The following is a 17933-nucleotide window of genomic DNA, read 5'->3' as shown; positions in this document are numbered from 1 at the left end:
AATTACCTTCCCAATGGGGCCCCTTTCTGCTAAACTAAGACTTAACGTTTTGCGGGAGGTATGACAGTGATCAAGAGTGACTTAAAGGATGCGTTGAATAAACGAATATTAATTCTAGATGGCGCTATGGGCACCATGATCCAGCAAGAGAATCTGACTGCAGAGGATTTCGGCGGTGAAGAGCTGGATGGCTGTAACGAAATACTTGTGCTTACGAAACCGGAATTGATTCAAAATATACATGAACGTTATCTCGAAGCTGGCGCTCATCTTATTGAAACGAACACCTTTGGAGCCACTTCTGTCGTGCTAGCAGAATACGATATCCAAGATCGAGCAAGAGAAATTAATCTCGCTGCAGCGAAACTGGCTAGAGCAGCTGTGGATAAATATAATTCACCGGAATCTCCACGATATGTCGTAGGAGCTATGGGACCGACGACGAAGACCTTGTCAGTTACAGGAGGCGTTACTTTTCAGGAGCTGATTGACAGCTATGAAGAGCAAGTTCTGGCTTTGATCGACGGTGGTGTTGATGTACTACTGCTAGAAACTTCTCAGGATACACTCAATGTCAAAGCTGGCAGCATCGGGATCAGACAAGCATTCTCCAAACGCAGCATTGAGCTCCCCATCATGATTTCTGGGACGATTGAGCCGATGGGAACAATGCTAGCAGGTCAGAACATTGAGGCGTTTTATGTTTCCTTAGAACACCTTAACCCGATATCGGTCGGGCTAAACTGTGCAACAGGTCCAGAATTTATGAGAGATCATATTCGTTCCTTGTCCTCCATGGCAGGAACGGCGGTCAGCTGTTATCCCAACGCAGGTTTACCGGATGAGAATGGTCAATATCATGAATCACCAGATTCTCTGGCGACCAAGATTGCTGCTTTTGCTGAACAAGGCTGGATCAATATTGCAGGGGGATGCTGCGGGACTACACCGGATCATATCAGGGCTCTTGCTGAAAAGCTGGGTACAATGAAGCCTCGTCCGCTTACTGGGGAACATCCTCCGGCTATTTCGGGTATTGACCCTGTGTATGTAGAACAGGATAACCGCCCTTATATGGTTGGTGAACGAACCAACGTGCTGGGTTCCCGTAAATTTAAACGTCTTATTGTGGAAGGCAAGTATGAAGAGGCTTCTGAAATTGCTCGTGCTCAGGTCAAGAACGGTGCTCAAGTTGTTGACATTTGCGTACAAGACCCTGATCGGGATGAAGCTGAGGATATGCGCAAGTTCCTGGAGCTCGTAGCTAAGAAAGTTAAAGTACCGTTAATGATAGATACAACAGATAGTGAAGTCATTGATCTTGCCCTGCAATATTCTCAAGGAAAAGCGATAATCAACTCCATCAATTTGGAAGATGGCGAAGATAAATTTGAGAACGTAACGCCGATCATTCACAAATATGGAGCAGCCGTCGTTGTCGGAACGATAGATGAACGAGGCCAAGCTATCAGCAGGGAGGACAAGCTTGAGGTCGCCAAACGATCCTATGATCTTCTCGTGAATAAATATGGTCTTAAGCCCGAAGATATTATTTTCGATACGCTTGTATTTCCCGTCGGTACAGGTGATGAGCAGTATATTGGATCTGCTGCCGAAACGATAGAAGCCATTCGGATGATCAAGTCGGCATTACCAGGGACACATACGATACTTGGAGTCAGTAACGTTTCGTTTGGTCTGCCTGAGGCAGGACGTGAAGTGCTTAATTCAGTCTTTTTATATGAGAGTACCAAGGCAGGACTAGATTACGCGATCGTTAATACGGAAAAAGTAGAGCGTTACGCCTCAATACCGCTTGAAGAACGGAAACTTGCCGAAGATTTAATCTATCGAACAAATGATGAAACCTTAGCTGCTTTTGTGGCGGCATTCCGTAATAAAAAAGTGGAGAAAAAAGTCCAAATCTCTACTCTGACCTTGGAAGAACGTTTAGCTGCTTACGTTGTTGAGGGCAGCAAGGAAGGACTCATCCCTGATCTGGAGCTGGCGAGAGAGAAATACAGTCCACTTGAAATTATTAACGGACCGCTAATGAAAGGGATGGAAGAGGTTGGAAGACTATTCAACAACAATGAACTCATTGTTGCTGAGGTACTGCAAAGTGCAGAGGTAATGAAAGCTTCTGTGGCACATCTGGAGCAATTCATGGAGAAGAATGAATCCTCGGTGAAAGGTAAGATCATGCTCGCTACGGTGAAAGGTGATGTGCATGATATCGGTAAGAACCTTGTAGAGATCATTCTCGCGAACAATGGTTACCAGATCGTTAATTTGGGTATAAAAGTACCACCAGAACGTATCATTGAGTCTTATCGTGCAGAGAAAGTAGATGCAATCGGTTTATCCGGCCTATTAGTTAAATCAGCGCAGCAAATGGTGCTCACCGCACAGGATTTGAGGAATGCGGGAATTGACGTTCCCATTATGGTAGGTGGAGCAGCACTGACGAGGAAATTCACAAAGACTCGAATTAGACCTGAATATAGCGGAATGGTTGTATATGCGAAGGATGCCATGGACGGACTGGACATCGCAAACAAGCTAATGAATCCGCAATCCAGAGAGCTGATGCTGAAGGAAATGGAGCTCGAGAAGGAAAAGGATGCAGCAGCCGATAATAAGGTAATTCCTTTACCTGAGTTGACAAGAGTGGAACGCTCCAAAATTTCTCAAGAGGCACCTGTATATTTGCCACCTGATCTAGCAAGACATACCATTCGGAATTATCCAATTAGTCATATTCTTCCTTATGTAAACATGCAGATGCTGCTTGGGCATCATCTGGGAGTGAAAGGGAACGTAGAGCAGCTGCTTAAATCAGGTGATTTCAAGACAGTTCAGCTCAAAGAAACCGTCGATCAAATTATGGATGAGGCGATCAAAGACGGAATCATCAAGGCTAATGCAATGTATCGTTTCTTCCCAGCGCAGTCCAGAGGAAATGACATTATCATATATCATCCGGAAGATCATACTCAGGTATTGCATACCTTCACTTTCCCTAGACAGAATGTCAATCCCTATCTTTGTTTAGCCGATTTCCTGAAACCGGTTGAATCGGGTGTTATGGATTATGTAGGATTTTTAGTGGTTACCGCAGGACATGGCATTTCAGAGCTGGCTGCAGAGTGGAAAGAGAAGGGGGACTATCTCCGGTTTCATGCACTCCAATCCATTGCGCTTGAAGTGGCTGAAGGTTTGGCAGAACGGGTTCACCATATGATGAGAGATACCTGGGGATTCCCTGATCCGGCAGATATGACCATGAAGCAGCGTCTTGGGGCTAGATATCAAGGAATTCGAGTTTCTTTTGGGTATCCAGCATGTCCGGATCTCGAGGATCAAGAACCGTTATTTCGCTTGATGCGTCCGGAAGATATTGGTGTGGAACTAACGGAAGGATTTATGATGGAGCCAGAGGCCTCAGTATCGGCAATGGTATTCAGTCATCCAGAGGCTCAATATTTTAACGTAGAGAAGGCGTAATAATAAAGTATTGAAATGACCTTTTCCTCCGATTCCAAAATCGGAGGATTTTCATTTATAATCATAGGATTAAAGGTTATAACTAGAATGTGCTTCATGCATGGTTCCTTCCTTTTCTTTTTATACTAGAATCAATTTCATCGTTCTAATGAGTTATGAGATTGAATCACTATTTAAATATAACGAGGTGATAGATCGTGGAACTTTATTTTTTGGGGACCAATGCGGGTGTTCCATCATTGCAGAGAAACGTAACGGCTGTTGCGCTTCGCATGCTGGAGGAGCGGCGTTCCATCTGGCTATTTGATTGCGGAGAAGGTACACAGCATCAATTCTTGAAATCTCCCCTCAAATTGAGCAAACTCGAGAAAGTATTCATTACTCATTTGCATGGCGACCATCTGTTCGGACTTCCGGGTCTCTTATCCAGCCGTGCTTATCAGGGAGGAACGACCCCGCTCACTTTATACGGCCCCCCGGGGATTAGAAAATATGTGGAGACATCACTTGAGCTTAGTCAATCTCGGATCAATTATGAGCTGAGCATTATAGAGCATGAGGGCGGTATTATTTTCGAAGACGATACGTTTATTGTGGAATCTGCTCTTCTTGAACATAGAATCGATAGTTATGGCTATCGGGTTATGGAGAAGGATCGTCCGGGCAGTCTCGACCCGAATAAGCTGGCAGTTCATGGCTTAAAGCCAGGTCCGCTATTTGGCAAGCTGAAGCGTGGTGAAAGTGTGGATCTTGGCGACGGTCTGGTGCTCCATGCCCATGATTTTTTGGGTGCGCCAAAACGAGGGAAAATCGTTACTATTCTTGGGGATACTAGGCCGAACGCTCATGTAGTGCCCTTGTCGGCTGGAGCTGATGTCATCGTCCATGAAGCGACTTTTCTGCATGACTTGGCCTCTACAGCGCATGAATACTATCATAGTACTTCTAGACAGGCAGCGGAAGCGGCAAAAGCAGCAGGAGCGCAGAAGCTGATCATAACGCATTTCAGTTCTAGATATAAGGATGAGGAACAACTTCAACCCCTATTAAGCGAAGCGCGTGAACTATTTCCAAACACGATTCTGGCAGCCGAGCACGAACTGATTCAGGTCTAATTAGAAAGTAAGAAAAGGCCCTTTTATTCACGTTTTGCAATCTACTTAAAAAGGTTGTACGATGGGCATAATGCTTATCTAACAGCGTACATACAAAGGGTTTTATTCTTTTTTGGAAGGAGTGAAATAAATTGTCACAACCGAAAGCCTACCTGCTGGATTTGGACGGAACAATTTACCATGGGAAGCACCGGATTGATGGAGCAGATCAGCTCATTCAGCACTTGCGAAATTCGGCAATTCCGTACTTATATGTAACAAACAATTCTTCAAGAACTCCGGAAGGAGTCGCTGAGCATCTGAGATCCTTGGGGATTGAGGCGATCGGGGAAGAAGTATGTACCTCGGCAGTGGCTGCAGCTGAGTATGTAGCTAAGGAATCACCAGGAGCCAGAGTAGCGTATATCGGAGAGGATGGATTGTATCAAGCCATCCAAGCTGCGGGTCTTGAAATTACGGAGTCGAAGCCTCAGTATGTGATACAAGGTATTGATCGTGAATTTACATACGATAAGCTTACACAGGCACTGCGATGGATCAACGGGGGAGCCCGGTTTATATTGACTAATCCTGATTTGCAGCTTCCTGCCGATGATGGTCTGACTCCAGGTGCTGGAACCATAGGGGCTGCGATTGAGGCGGCTACGCAGGTGAAGCCAATTGTCATTGGTAAGCCTTCAAGTATTTTGATGAAGCATGCGATTGACAGATTAGGACTGCCCGCAACTGAGGTTGCCGTCATTGGAGATAATATGCGTACGGATATTGCAGCTGGAGCAGCAGCCGGCTGTTCATCAATTTTAGTGCTGACGGGTGTAACGACGAGAGAGAATCTGGATGCCCATGTTCGTGCGACAGGCATTAAGCCTGATGAAATTTATGAAGATTTGTACAAACTGGTGAGCAGCATCTAGTGAATGACGTATAATGTAACATGGACAGCAACAAGTGAAAGGAAGAATGCAAAGATGCCGGAACTACCGGAAATGGAGAATTACAAGCAGCTATTATCTGATCGAATATTAGATATTCCAATAACACAAGTGACCATTAATCGTGAAAAATCCATAAATGTCACTTCAGATGAATTCATTGCGTCACTTCTAAATACACGAATCGTATATATCGAGCGCCGGGCTAAGCATTTGATTTTTCACCTGAGCACAGGCCGCAGATTGGTCTTGCATCTCATGCTTGGCGGTGTTTTATATTTAGGAACAGAAGATCAGCGTCCGGATCGTAATACTCAGATTGAAATTCAGTTCGGCAATTTAACCTTATATTTTATCGGGCTCAGACTAGGGTACTTACATTTGCTAAGTGCGAAGGAAACCGATGAGGCCATGTCAGAACTTGGGCCAGAACCGCTTGATTACCGCTTCACTGAGGATAAGTTCAGAGCTGTGCTGAAAGGGAGAAGAGGAACAATAAAATCTACTCTCGTTAATCAGGAGGTAATCGCTGGTATCGGCAACTGTTATTCGGATGAGATTGCTTTCGCAGCGAGTCTCACACCAAGCACGAAGATTCAAAAGGTATTGGAATCCGAGGAATTAACAAGCAGGCTGTACCGGTCGATTCAATCTGTCTTGCGTGAAGCGACTGCAGGTGGCGGATATATGGAAATGCCGCTGTATGAAGGCGATGAACTCACCGGTAAATATAACGAACAGTGCAGAGTATATGATCGCGAAGGCGAAACGTGTACTCGCTGCAGTAAGGGGATTATCACCAAAACGCTGATTACGGGCAAAAAGGCTTTTTACTGTCCGGAATGTCAGCAGGAAGAAGCCTGATTTGTATATAGGGGGACATGTAAGCACGCGGGGAGGATATAAGCAGGCTGCAATGAGGGCGTATGACATGGGAGGAACCTCATTTCAGTATTTTCCAAAGAACCCTCGTAGTCTCGGGACCAAGGCATACGATCAGACGGAAGCTGCAAGGTGTAAATTGTATTGTAACGAACATCATATCCAGTCTATCGCACATTCCCCTTATCCTACGAATCCAGCTGTAGGAAAGTTAAAAGGTACGAATCTGTACGAAACGATGGTTGCTTCTCTCAAGAATGATCTTGAAATTGCAGAGGCTTGTGGATCAGCAGGCGTGGTTGTCCATTTTGGACATGCCAAGACAGAAGATCCGCTTCAGTCCTACCGCAATGTAATCCAGTTTATGGATGAGGTATTGTCCGGCTGGTCCGGTAAGGCCAAGCTTCTCATTGAGAATCAGGCTGGGGATCATGGTCCCATGGGCACGACGATGGAAGAAATCGTCCAGATCCGAAGCTTGTCGAAACATGCGGAAGCGATCGGTTTCTGTCTCGATACATGCCATGCTTTTGCGAGCGGATTATGGAACGGGGCCGCAGACCATCTTATGATTCAAAAAGGGCATGATACGGGGTATTGGACTCAGCTGGTTGCCGTCCATGTCAATGACTCGAAATATGGCTTCCGGTCGTTTAAAGACCGGCATGAACGGGTCGGCAGAGGACAAATCGGCGTGGAAGGACTGTCATGGTTGTTAAATCGCAAGGAGCTCGCAGAGTGCATCTGGGTTCTCGAAAGTGAAAAAGGAGACGATGGCAGTCACAAGGACGATATTAAGCAGATTCGTTCCTGGCTAATGAACTAACGAGGAGAGGAGAGCAGTTCATGAACATTTTTTTGGATGATTACCGGGCTTGCCCTCCAGGATTCACACTCGCCCGCGATGCAGAGGAATGTAAGCTGCTATTAAATGAATATGGAGTCAACATTTTGTCATTAGACTATGATCTAGGTTATGGCAATCCAACAGGGCTTGAAATCGCTTCTTTTATTGTCGAACGTAAGCTGTATCCCGAGAAAATATACCTTCACACCTCGAGTGACTATGGAAGAAGAGCCATGTATGAATTACTGTATCTGAACAAGCCAGAAGATGTGGAAGTGCATAACGGCCCCATTCCTTATGAATTGCTTGAGCGCATTGGGCGGACAGTTGGGCAGGATTAGACATGATTGAAGCTACTGAACAGGAAATTTTAAAGATGGCTTGGAAGGGACAGGCTTTCGCTTTGTATGTCTATACTCCGCTATGCGGCACATGTCAAGCAGCTCGCCGTATGCTGGAGGTGTGTGAGCATTTATTGCCTTCAGGCGTTCTATATGAAGCGAATATAACCGAGATTCAAAGCCTCGTGCAGCAATACCAGATCAGGAGTGTACCGGCCGTATTGCTGTTTAGCGGTGCCAAAGAACTCCCTAAATCGATATATCGAATGGAATCCGTAGAGCATCTGCTCTCTCAAATCAGGAGGGTAATCATATGATCGAAATGGAGCACGTCAGTCTTCGCCGGGGAGACAAGCAAATACTGAATGATGTTAATCTAGAGATGAAGAAGGATGAAAATTGGGTCATTCTTGGTAGAAACGGCAGCGGAAAAACGACCATACTTGAGATGATCATGGGATATATGTTCCCCTCTGAGGGCAAGGTGAAAGTGCTGGATTACTTGTATGGTGAATGCGATGTGCGCGAGGTACGCAAGGAGATTGGCTACATCAGTCAGACGCTGATTGAAAAGCTCGCACTGAAGGATCCGGTATGGGAGGTTGTGGCCACCGGTGCATTTGCGTTTTTGCGCTTCTATCAGCATATTCCTGACGAAGTAAAGGCTGGTGCGCATGCTCGGCTTGCTGAGATTGGATTTGCTCATTTAGCGGAGCAGCCTTTTGGGACACTGTCCCAAGGGGAAAGAAAAAAAGTGCTCCTCGCCCGCTCGCTTATGGCAAAGCCCAAATTGTTAATTATGGACGAGCCGTGCTCAGGTCTTGATTTATTCGAAAGAGAAAAAATGCTGTCAGCGGTTGATGAAATCGGGAAAAAAGATATTTCGGTCGTATACGTCACTCATCATATTGAAGAAATTATGCCCTTATTTACTCATATTGCACTTATTAAGGATGGCAGGGTTGCGGCTGCAGGGCCTAAGAAGGAAGTACTGACAAAAGAAACAATAATGCATACCTATGGTGTTGCTGTAGAGCTGGATTGGTTCGAGGACAGACCATGGATACGGGTATGCAGTGGAGGTTAACATATTTTGACGAATCAAGAACAATACGCAGAGGCACATTCTGCAAGATTCATTTGTACCGCAAATCATGGGTTTGCCCCATATGCACAAGAGGAGCTGCGAAGAGTATTCGGCAGTGTAAAAAGCTCGGTCATTGTATCGAGTGAAGTCTTCCTGGCGACCCTTCCACGGGAGCAGTCAGCAGTCAGCGAATTGCTCACGAGGGAGCCGCTCATATTTTTGAGACATGTGTTTCCTGTTCAGTTTGAAGAGAATGTTGAGGATCTAGAGGCGTCATTCTCGCAGCTGTATCGCTATTTGCTGGGGCATTCTGACCTTCAAGAAGGGACTTTTGCCTTGCAAGTTCGTAAGACCGAAGAAAGCGCATGGACGGAAACCTCGGGTGCATTAAAGCAGCATATTCTTGCTGGCATTGAAGGTTTGCATGCAGAGCATGCGGTTCAAGATGCCGACAGGGTTGTATCTGTTTATCTAACAGGAGATCGTCTATATGCCGGTATTTCTGCTCCGCAGGATAACCTGTCTGACTGGAATGGAGGCGCAGTTCGTTTTCAGAAGGAAGAGGGACAAATCTCAAGAGCGAAGTTCAAGTTGTTGGAGGCGGAAAAAACGCTTGGCATTCCCTTCTCGTCATTTCATAGCGCACTCGATATCGGCGCAGCTCCGGGAGGCTGGACTTCATTTCTTCTGGAAAGAGGCCTTCATGTCACGGCGGTCGATCCGGCAAAGATGAATCCCTCCCTGCTAGATCATCCGAATCTGAACTATATCTCCAAGAATGCGGGTGACGTCAAATTCAGAGATAACGAGTTTGATCTGCTCGTTTGTGATATGAGCTGGAGTCCGAAACTGATGGCCAGACTGGTTACAGGCTTACTGGATAGTCTTCAATCAGGTGGAACGGCGGTCGTAACCGTTAAACTTATGCATAAGAAACCGATGGCCCTAATACGGGAAGTCATCGAAGTGTTCGAGGATTCTCGAATGCAGGTGCAGAGAGCCAAGCAGCTGTTTCATAACCGTGATGAAATCACACTTTACATGATTAAGTACTAAGACCGCATTATCTTATATAGAGGGTCCGACTAATATAGCCGTGATCCTCTTTTGCTATATAAAGCAAAAAAACACTTTACATATCCCTGTCTATGTCATATAATTAATCCAAAATTAACCAGCACGGAAATGGGAAAGCATCCCTATAGCGAAGGATCAGCAGGACACTGCAGATCGCTATAGGGGCTTTCCTTTTTTTGTGCCTGTTAGGGGGTTTTTGATGAAGCAACCTTCCTGTTTAGAACGAGGTTCTGTCCTCGGAGGGAGATATCGAGTGATCCGAAAAATTGGAACCGGCGGTATGAGCCATGTTTATTTAGCTGAGGATCTGAAGCTGCTCGGCAAGAAATGGGCCATCAAAGAAAATGTGACCCTCCCGGAATTCCATGGGAGTATCGTGTCAGAAGCAGAGACATTGATTACATTGCAGCATCCCAGACTTCCGCAAATTGTAGATTTTTTTGCACCGGATGAGGCTGGATACAGTTATTTGGTTATGGACTTCATTGATGGAATAACGCTTCAGGAATATCTACATAACAAGCAATTCCAGATACCGGTGAACACGCTGATCAGAATCATTCATCAGATTATGGAGGTGTTAGATTATTTACATGGGCTTACACCACCGATGATCTATCGTGATTTGAAGCCCAGCAATATAATGATTGTCGAGCATGATGAGATTAGATTGATTGATTTTGGAATCGCGAGAAAGTATAAGCTTTCTGGTATTGAAGATACGGTCAAGCTGGGAACCATCGGATTCGCAGCTCCTGAACAGTTTGGTGCGGGTCAGACAGATGCCAGGTCCGATTTGTACAGCCTGGGAGCATTGTTTTTGTACATGACCACAAGAGGTGCACATAGTGAATGGATCTCTGGGGTAGAGCAGCTGCTTAGAAACGACAGCATTCGAAAATATATACCCGTTATGAGACGGCTGCTAAGGTATGAACCACAGACCAGATATCAATCGATTAAAGAGCTTAGAGAAGAAATGTACAGAATATCTGAACACTATGAGCGTAGGAATGAGACAAGAGCGTCTGATGGGATGATGCAAGGAACTCGAGTTATCGCTCTCGTCGGTACAGGAGCTGGAGCAGGTGTAACCCATACTGCAATTGCGATTAGCCATTATTTAGCCAGACTTGGATCTAAGGTGGCGATCGTCGAAATGTCGAAGCGGTCTGTTGCTTTTTCCAGGATAAAGTCGATTGCTTACCGTGATTCTGAGGAGAATCAGGCAAAGAGCTTCGATCTTGAAGGGGTTCATTACGTTCAGAGAAGCAACAAATACGAGATGGTTGAGCTGCTGGGAGGCAGCTATCAATATGTCGTTCTAGATCTGGGGAGCGAGAGGGACTACAGTCAGATGGAAGAGTTCTTCAGAAGTGATCTGCCTATCGTCGTAAATGCTGCTGCTGAATGGAAGCAGGACGACATGGCAACGTTTATGCAATCGTATCCTAATCAGCCGAAAATGAAATGGACTTATCTGCTGCCGCTCGCCTCGAAGGAAACAGTGAACAGAATGAGAAAAAGGATGAATTCAGCAAGAGTATACAGTGTTCCCCCACATTTTGATCCTTTTGACCGTACTGAGGATATGGATGTAGTATTGCATGAATTGTTAAACACGATTAAACCCATTAGCAAGAGAAGAAGGTTTCTATTCAAATAAGCACAAGAAGAGTTCAGTAAAGGAGACCCATGAGTGTCTAAACTTCGTAAACAGAGCAAGAAAAAAATAGTTGCCGGATTAATCGGGGCCGGAGCAGCAAGTATTTTGTTTAGCGGATTGCTGTTGTACGACTGGAAAATGGACAAGGACTCTGCAGATTCACTTGAGTCGAGGCATGAGCTGGAGCTTCTGGAGATAAAAAAGCAGCTCGTATCCGAACAGAAGGATAGCAAGACAGGCTATGTAATAGTACACGATATCCCAGCAGGTACTTTAATCAAAGATACAGATGTAAGAGCGGTGAAGGTACCGCAAGGACAAGCTCCTGTCAATTTGATAAGTGAGCTAGACGAGATTGCAGGAAGTGTGACGAAGATTGAGCTAAAAGCCGGAACTTCGCTTACTGCCGCAATGCTATATGAGGAGGAGCCGACACCGGATGATTTAAGGAATCGTGAGATTTCCGTTATATCACGACCCTCACTATTGAATTCAGGAGATATGATCGATGTCCGGATTCAGTTCCCGACAGGACAGGATTACATCGTATTATCCAAGAAGAAGGTTCACGATCTAGAAGGGGCAACCATGTGGATGACATTAACCGAAGCAGAGATTCTCACCTTATCCAGTGCAATGGTAGATGCCTATCTTCATAAAGCCTCACTATATTCTCTTACATACGTAGAACCTGAATTTCAAGATCGTGCAATTCCAACCTACCCGGCCAATGAGGAAGTGCTGACCCTGATTGAATCCAATCCCAATATCGTAGATCTAGCCGAACAAGCACTTTCTACTCAGCTGCGCAGTTCCTTGGAAAGGGTATTAAGTGAGCCTTCCTCATCAAACTACATGGTGTCTGAATCCATTGAGGAAGGGCTTGCTCGTACGAATGACAACAGAAATCCGACCTGGAACAATGCCTTGGGCGAGCAAGCAGACAGTGGCAATAGTTTACTAAATTCATCGAATGATGAGGAGACCATATGGAAGGATTCGAATACAGGTATAGGACTAGAAGGGGGAACCGAGTGAAAAGCTATGTATTTGCCGGGCCGTGCAACAAAACCGATCTGCTGTTAAATTTGAGCAAAATTTTGTCTGTCAGCGGGTTTCGGGTCATCTTAGTCGATGGCACTGTAGATGGGCGATATCGATATTGTATTGAGGAAGGTCATTCAGCCCCAGCTGTCATAGAGTACGAAGGCTTTGATGTAGCAATTGGATATCGGCAATTTAACGAGGTAGAGCAGGCCTTATTTGAGATGAATGAAGATGTCTTCTATGACTTTGCGATCTTTGACATAGAGCTTAAGGAGTTCATAAATATGGATCAATGGTTATCCGCTTCTGCAAGAGTGTGGGCCACGGATTATTCGCGTATGACTCTCGAGCGCGGCAAAGCATGGATCGAAGAACTATGCAGCCAGCTGTCTGTGAATCATCTACCGCCGTTCTACAAGCTGTATATAGATGCGGTAGAAACGCATATCGAGCCGTATATCTGGTCTTATTATGACGACAGTCCGATTGAATTTCAGGGCAGCCCGGTATGGATTCGCTCAGATGAACTGGATACGGCTGTCCGACTCGAGAACGAGCATCATCGAAGACGAAGCTTTAAGCATTACTCTAGACATTACAAGAAGTCACTTGCCGAGCTAATGGAAATGATTGCTGGCTTTGAGCCTGCCGAAACGAGGCGGGCAATACAATCGAGAGAGAGGAAGAGAGCATGAGTACTGTTGTATTTTGGAGCCCGGTAAACGGAAGAGGTACATCTTCTCACCTTATTTTGTCTGCGCTGATGATTACGCTTACCCACCATGTACGTGTGTTGTCCATGCATATGAATAAGAACGGAGACAGTATAGAAGCAGCACTGCCGGTTAGAGAGGAAAGCATGGACCATATGACTAACATATTTGCAATCACTGGGTGGGACGCGCTTCTACGACTTCATTTAAGCGGCAACCTTACGAGAGACAAGTTCAGAGATTATACAGTGCCTTTGTCAAGACAGCTGGATTTGCTGCCGGGAGCCAGAGTGCAGAGCAGTTTAGATGTAAATGAGGAATATGCAAAATATATACCTTCTGTATTAAAAACGGCAAGTGAGGTCTACGATCTTGTGATGCTGGATGCTGGAAATAGAGACAGAATGGAGCGAGATATGATGAAGGATGCGGATGTGGTCGTAGTTAACCTGGATCAAAATTTGAGAGTGCTGGAAAACTATTTTGGAGATACAGAATTAAAAGAACAGCTGGAGAGCAAAAAAGTTATTGTTACGGTTGGACAATACGACGCCGATTCCCATTGTACCGTCAATAATATTAAGCGACGCTTTAATTACAAACATCCCGTAGTTGCTGTACCTTACTGCACTGAATTCAAGGATGCCTGGAATCGGCGTGATGTACCTTCCTACTTGCAGCAGAACATGAATTTAGACAAGAAAAACGGTCAACGAGGAGAGCATGCCTCGAGCATTAGAGAGCTGGCCAAATGCATTATGGACAATGCGGGGTTACGCACCATCTTGAAGCAGCTGGAGAGGGGAGCATAAATGCGAGGAGAGGCAGTAGTTAATGCTCTTCTTATTAGCCTGGTCTGCATATGTATGATACTCATCATGTTACGAATCAGAACGAGAAACAAGGCTTATTCTGGAATATCGCTAGGAGCTCGTCATGAAGCAAGTACAATCGAATATTTGACAGAGTATATCAAGCAGTCGCTCCATGAACTCAGTCATAGCCAGCTTGCAGATGCAGGACTGCATGAAGAGGAATACAAGCGGAAATTAAATCAGCGGGCTGAGATGAGACGCGCACTAAAGGAGTGTATTTCCGGAAGTGTCAGTGATAAAGCATTTGTCAAAAATTTAATTAAGGATCTATTGCTTCACAGCTACGGAATAAACGAGAAGAATATCAATGAAGCGATCCCTTTTGATCTCACTCTAAACTTAACCGTTCAGGATCAGTTCGAAATCGTATTTTATTTGTATAAACAGCAATTTGGAACCGAGGCACTTTCTACCCTGATTGATACATATGATTTGGCTGAACTGAGATGGGATCAGGAGGAAACCGCAGGCTGTTACGCGATAACAGATGAAGATATAAGACACATCTTCACATGTGAGTACAGGGAACTCTCTTTTACCGATAAGCTGAATATTGTCGTTCAGCGTATTTATCAGCAGTATAAGGGATTTTCTGTAGTTGACGAAATTCGCGACCAACGGATTGACGGCGTAAGTGGAGGAGTAAGCGGGATGCTGAGTACAGATCTGCCGTCGTTAAACACAGATGGATTCCATATAAATATTCCGATAACAACGGATGTTGAAGATGTAGATCCTGATCCTTTAAAGTCCATTGAGAGTGTCTGGATATTTTACAAAGGCAAATCTATCCATCTATCTTTTCTGTCTTTTGGAACAGAACGGGAACTGAGAAGGGTCTGCCAAAATATTTATAAATATAATCATCCGGGACAGTTGTCGGAATCAAAAGGCTACAAAGTAAACGAGATGAAGGACGGCTCAAGGGTGGTCGTTGTTCGTCCGCCATTTTCCGAGTCTTGGGCATTCTTTGTCCGTAAATTTGATCTGCAGAATACAACTCTATCTAAATTGATCGTAGGTGAAAATGCAGAACCGGTTATTGAATTCATCGAGTATCTCATGAAGGGTAGCCGAATTACCGCCGTTACTGGAGCACAAGGATCAGGTAAAACAACACTATTAATGGCGATGATCAAGCATATCTATCCTTATCACACGCTTCGTGTACAAGAGATGGCCTTTGAATTGCATCTAAGAAAACTATACAGCAGGCGCAACATATTAACCTTCAGGGAAACGGATTATATTCCCGGGCAAGAAGGTCTTGACCTTCAGAAGAAGACGGATGGAACGGTCAATATTCTTGGGGAAGTTGCGAGCGACGAGGTTGCTGCATGGATGATACAGATGTCTCAGGTTGCCAGCTTGTTTACGATCTTTACTCACCATGCGAAGACATTCCCTGACCTTATCTTCTCCTTAAGAAACTCACTATTAAAGGCCGGAATGTTCAGCCAGGAGCCCATAGCCGAGGAACAGGTAGCAAGTGTTATCAATTTTGATATTCATCTGAGAAAGGACGGAGACGGCAAAAGATATATCGAGCGGATCACAGAATGTGTGCTTGTTCCCGGACATTTGCGTTCGGGGCATCCCACTTTTACATATAAGAATATTGTTGAGTATAGAGCAGGAAGATATTTCATCACATCGGATATATCTGAGGCTAACAGAACAGAAATGCTCTCGCACATGAACAAGAAAGATGCTGAATCCTTTGAACGCTGGCTTCTGTCACACCGAGGTGAAGCTCATGTCTCTTAAGGAATGGCTGCTTATTCTCTTGTTTATCTCTCTAGCCGCATTTTTGGCTGTGATCGGATTGATTTCTCGTGCCAAGCGTCAGCAAGAACAGCGAACAGGGTCGATTCCATACAATTCCAATACAACAAGTACATCTGCTCAGCTAACCGTATTCTTTAATGTTTTTTTCACTAAATCTTATTTGGTATGCATCAAGATTCCTGTGCTATCGGGGTATATTCTGCTGGTGAGGAAGAAATTAAGCTATCAGCAGGGGATGAGCGAGTATTTGCTTCGGTGTCAGACGATGAAGCTTACATGGACAATATGGATCTCATTTCTTACAGTAGGAGGCATCTTGTTCTCCCTACAGCCAGGCATCAGCTTTCTGGTATTGTCCTGCCTTGTTGGAGTTATCATTAACAGCTTGTTCTTAGATATGACGGTAGCAAGGCAAGAGAGGAAGCTGCTGTCTGAAATGATTGAATTGTTCGCAGATGTGCGTCACAGGTATCATCAGCACGGCATGGTTGAAGAAGCACTGTATGAAGCTGCAGAATTCATGAATGGAGAAGCTGCCCGGCATGCGATGCATATCTATGCGGCATTAACCTCTGTTAACCCGGATGAAGCGCTTGAGCGTTATTATGAAACAGCTCCCAATCGCTTCTTGAAAGCTTTTGCCGGAATTTCATATATGGTCATGGAATTCGGTGATCAGCATGCGGATCAGAGCTCTATATATTTAACAGGGATCAGTAGTTTGACTCAAGAGATCCATCTTGAGATTTTGCGGCTGGATAAGCTTGATTATCTGTTAAAAGGACTAAATATGATAAGTCTAGTTCCGGTCTTTTTTACAAAGCCGATCGAAAATTGGGCCAGAAGCAGCTTCCCGACCATGAATGAATTCTATGACAGCAAGATGGGGTTCGTCATTCTATTATCTATTTACGTCATCATTATTGGTTGTTATCTCATGCTTCAGCAGCTGCAGCGTAATCAGGAGACAGCATTTCGGGTCACTCAGCAAAAAAGAATCGTCGAAAAACAGATATATCGCTGGAAATGGATTCGACTATTAGTTTCAAGCTTTGTTCCCCAGCCAGCTACGAAACGATATCATTCGATGGTCAAGCTGCTCCGCGAAACCAGTACGCATTTGAAAGTTGAGTGGTTTGTTGTACGGCGGCTTATATGTTCCAGCATTTGCTTTTTTGTAGCATTAGGAAGTGTTCTGTACTTGCATCATGTTGAGAAGCAGCACATTCTGACCAAGCCGGTGACCCAAACGACAATCTTTGGAAAGCTGCCTGATCATGAGCTCGATGAAGCACGCGAATGGAGTGAGCTTGATGAGAAGGTGATGCGTGATCTGAATATGGATGCTGACAGCTCCTATGAAGAAGTTGAGCGTTCACTGCTTTCAAATTCTGAGAAGGAGCAGGATCGCGAAACAGTACTCACTGCCGTACCTCGTATTATAGACAAGCTCCAAGCATGGAATAACGAATTTTTCAAGTGGTGGGAACTGGTTCTCTGTTTTGGCTTAGGGTATGTAGGATTCCAACTTCCGTTACTGCTCTTATACATGCAGCGAAAAGTTCGAAGTATGGATATGAAGCATGAAATATATCAATATCAGACCGTCATTTCAATTCTAAGAGAGATGGATCGAATGTCGGTAGAAGAAATATTGGAGTGGCTGAACCGTTTTGCCGTCATATTCAAAACACCGCTTCAAAAATGCCTGCTTCATTTTGAACACGGACCAGAAACAGCACTTGAACTGCTTAAAGAAGAAGTGACTTTGCCTGAATTTCAACGAATGATAGATAAGCTCATACTGTCTCTTGGTTCAATTACGATCAAGGAAGCTTTTGATGATCTGGAAGGGCAGATGTCCTTTTATTTCGAACAGCGAAGGCAAGAGTATGCACAAATGATCGACAAGAAAGCGGAGTGGGGAAAAATGATCGGGTTTACGCCGATGTACTCGCTCATTTTTCTATATCTGGTCATACCGCTTATCACGGTAAGCTTTGCACAAATGAATATCTACTATGAGCAAATACAGAAGATTTGAGCTGAAGTCTCA

Annotated in this window: 15 protein-coding genes; all 15 read left to right on the top strand. The window is 44.8% G+C overall.

Going from position 1 to position 17933, the window contains the following annotated elements; all coding sequences use genetic code 11:
* Positions 1 to 66: 66 nt before the first annotated feature.
* The 15 genes from metH to BM415_RS10555 all read left to right on the top strand — a co-directional run bounded on the left by metH (position 67) and on the right by BM415_RS10555 (position 17921).
* Positions 67 to 3507, top strand: coding sequence for a methionine synthase (gene metH / locus BM415_RS10625; RefSeq protein WP_091157716.1), 3441 nt, complete (start codon positions 67 to 69; stop codon positions 3505 to 3507).
* 197 nt (positions 3508 to 3704) lie between these two features.
* A complete protein-coding gene (gene rnz / locus BM415_RS10620; protein WP_091157713.1) occupies positions 3705 to 4622 on the top strand; it encodes a ribonuclease Z in 918 nt (305 codons plus the stop codon).
* Between the two features lie 131 nt (positions 4623 to 4753).
* Positions 4754 to 5536, top strand: a complete 783-nt coding sequence (locus BM415_RS10615; protein ID WP_091157711.1) for a TIGR01457 family HAD-type hydrolase — start codon at positions 4754 to 4756, stop codon at positions 5534 to 5536.
* 54 nt (positions 5537 to 5590) lie between these two features.
* Positions 5591 to 6418 carry an Fpg/Nei family DNA glycosylase gene (locus BM415_RS10610; protein WP_091157708.1) on the top strand — a complete coding sequence of 276 codons (828 nt, stop codon included), beginning with the start codon at positions 5591 to 5593 and terminating at the stop codon, positions 6416 to 6418.
* 1 nt (position 6419) lies between these two features.
* Complete coding sequence (locus BM415_RS10605) at positions 6420 to 7262, top strand: deoxyribonuclease IV (protein ID WP_091157705.1); 843 nt, start codon at positions 6420 to 6422, stop codon at positions 7260 to 7262.
* 20 nt (positions 7263 to 7282) lie between these two features.
* The gene (locus BM415_RS10600; RefSeq protein WP_091157703.1) at positions 7283 to 7624 is read left to right on the top strand and encodes a cyclic-phosphate processing receiver domain-containing protein; all 342 of its coding nucleotides are present in this window, start codon (positions 7283 to 7285) and stop codon (positions 7622 to 7624) included.
* A gap of 2 nt (positions 7625 to 7626) precedes the next feature.
* On the top strand, positions 7627 to 7941 hold the full coding sequence (locus BM415_RS10595) for a thioredoxin family protein (RefSeq protein WP_091157701.1): 315 nt from the start codon (positions 7627 to 7629) through the stop codon (positions 7939 to 7941).
* Entirely contained in the window at positions 7938 to 8711 is a 774-nt protein-coding gene (locus tag BM415_RS10590; RefSeq protein WP_091157699.1) for an ABC transporter ATP-binding protein, read from the top strand. The genes BM415_RS10595 and BM415_RS10590 overlap by 4 nt, the downstream gene beginning before the upstream one ends.
* 3 nt (positions 8712 to 8714) lie before the next feature.
* Complete coding sequence (locus BM415_RS10585) at positions 8715 to 9767, top strand: 23S rRNA (cytidine(2498)-2'-O)-methyltransferase RlmM (RefSeq protein ID WP_091157697.1); 1053 nt, start codon at positions 8715 to 8717, stop codon at positions 9765 to 9767.
* 274 nt (positions 9768 to 10041) lie between these two features.
* The gene (locus BM415_RS10580; RefSeq protein ID WP_244533208.1) at positions 10042 to 11454 is read left to right on the top strand and encodes a serine/threonine protein kinase; all 1413 of its coding nucleotides are present in this window, start codon (positions 10042 to 10044) and stop codon (positions 11452 to 11454) included.
* A 33-nt stretch (positions 11455 to 11487) separates the two neighbouring features.
* Positions 11488 to 12492, top strand: coding sequence for an SAF domain-containing protein (locus BM415_RS10575; RefSeq protein WP_091157691.1), 1005 nt, complete (start codon positions 11488 to 11490; stop codon positions 12490 to 12492).
* Complete coding sequence (locus tag BM415_RS10570; protein WP_091157689.1) at positions 12489 to 13196, top strand: hypothetical protein; 708 nt, start codon at positions 12489 to 12491, stop codon at positions 13194 to 13196. Before BM415_RS10575 ends, BM415_RS10570 begins: the two co-directional genes overlap by 4 nt.
* Positions 13193 to 14026, top strand: a complete 834-nt coding sequence (locus tag BM415_RS10565) for a hypothetical protein (RefSeq protein ID WP_091157687.1) — start codon at positions 13193 to 13195, stop codon at positions 14024 to 14026. Before BM415_RS10570 ends, BM415_RS10565 begins: the two co-directional genes overlap by 4 nt.
* A gap of 66 nt (positions 14027 to 14092) precedes the next feature.
* Positions 14093 to 15856 carry an ATPase, T2SS/T4P/T4SS family gene (locus BM415_RS10560; protein WP_244533207.1) on the top strand — a complete coding sequence of 588 codons (1764 nt, stop codon included), beginning with the start codon at positions 14093 to 14095 and terminating at the stop codon, positions 15854 to 15856.
* Positions 15846 to 17921, top strand: coding sequence for a hypothetical protein (locus BM415_RS10555; protein WP_091157681.1), 2076 nt, complete (start codon positions 15846 to 15848; stop codon positions 17919 to 17921). Before BM415_RS10560 ends, BM415_RS10555 begins: the two co-directional genes overlap by 11 nt.
* Positions 17922 to 17933 lie beyond the last annotated feature (12 nt).

This window comes from Paenibacillus sp. 453mf (genome assembly GCF_900116105.1).
GTDB lineage: Bacteria > Bacillota > Bacilli > Paenibacillales > Paenibacillaceae > Paenibacillus > Paenibacillus provencensis.
This window is presented reverse-complemented; position numbering and strand designations above follow the sequence as displayed.

Bases quoted from the DNA above. Each gene is read 5' to 3' on its own strand.
- BM415_RS10555 (WP_091157681.1), top strand. From the start codon at position 15,846: ATGTCTCTTAAGGAATGGCTGCTTATTCTCTTGTTTATCTCTCTAGCC.
- BM415_RS10595 (WP_091157701.1), top strand. From the start codon at position 7,627: ATGATTGAAGCTACTGAACAGGAAATTTTAAAGATGGCTTGGAAGGGA.
- BM415_RS10590 (WP_091157699.1), top strand. From the start codon at position 7,938: ATGATCGAAATGGAGCACGTCAGTCTTCGCCGGGGAGACAAGCAAATA.
- BM415_RS10610 (WP_091157708.1), top strand. From the start codon at position 5,591: ATGCCGGAACTACCGGAAATGGAGAATTACAAGCAGCTATTATCTGAT.
- BM415_RS10560 (WP_244533207.1), top strand. From the start codon at position 14,093: ATGTTACGAATCAGAACGAGAAACAAGGCTTATTCTGGAATATCGCTA.
- BM415_RS10600 (WP_091157703.1), top strand. From the start codon at position 7,283: ATGAACATTTTTTTGGATGATTACCGGGCTTGCCCTCCAGGATTCACA.
- BM415_RS10565 (WP_091157687.1), top strand. From the start codon at position 13,193: ATGAGTACTGTTGTATTTTGGAGCCCGGTAAACGGAAGAGGTACATCT.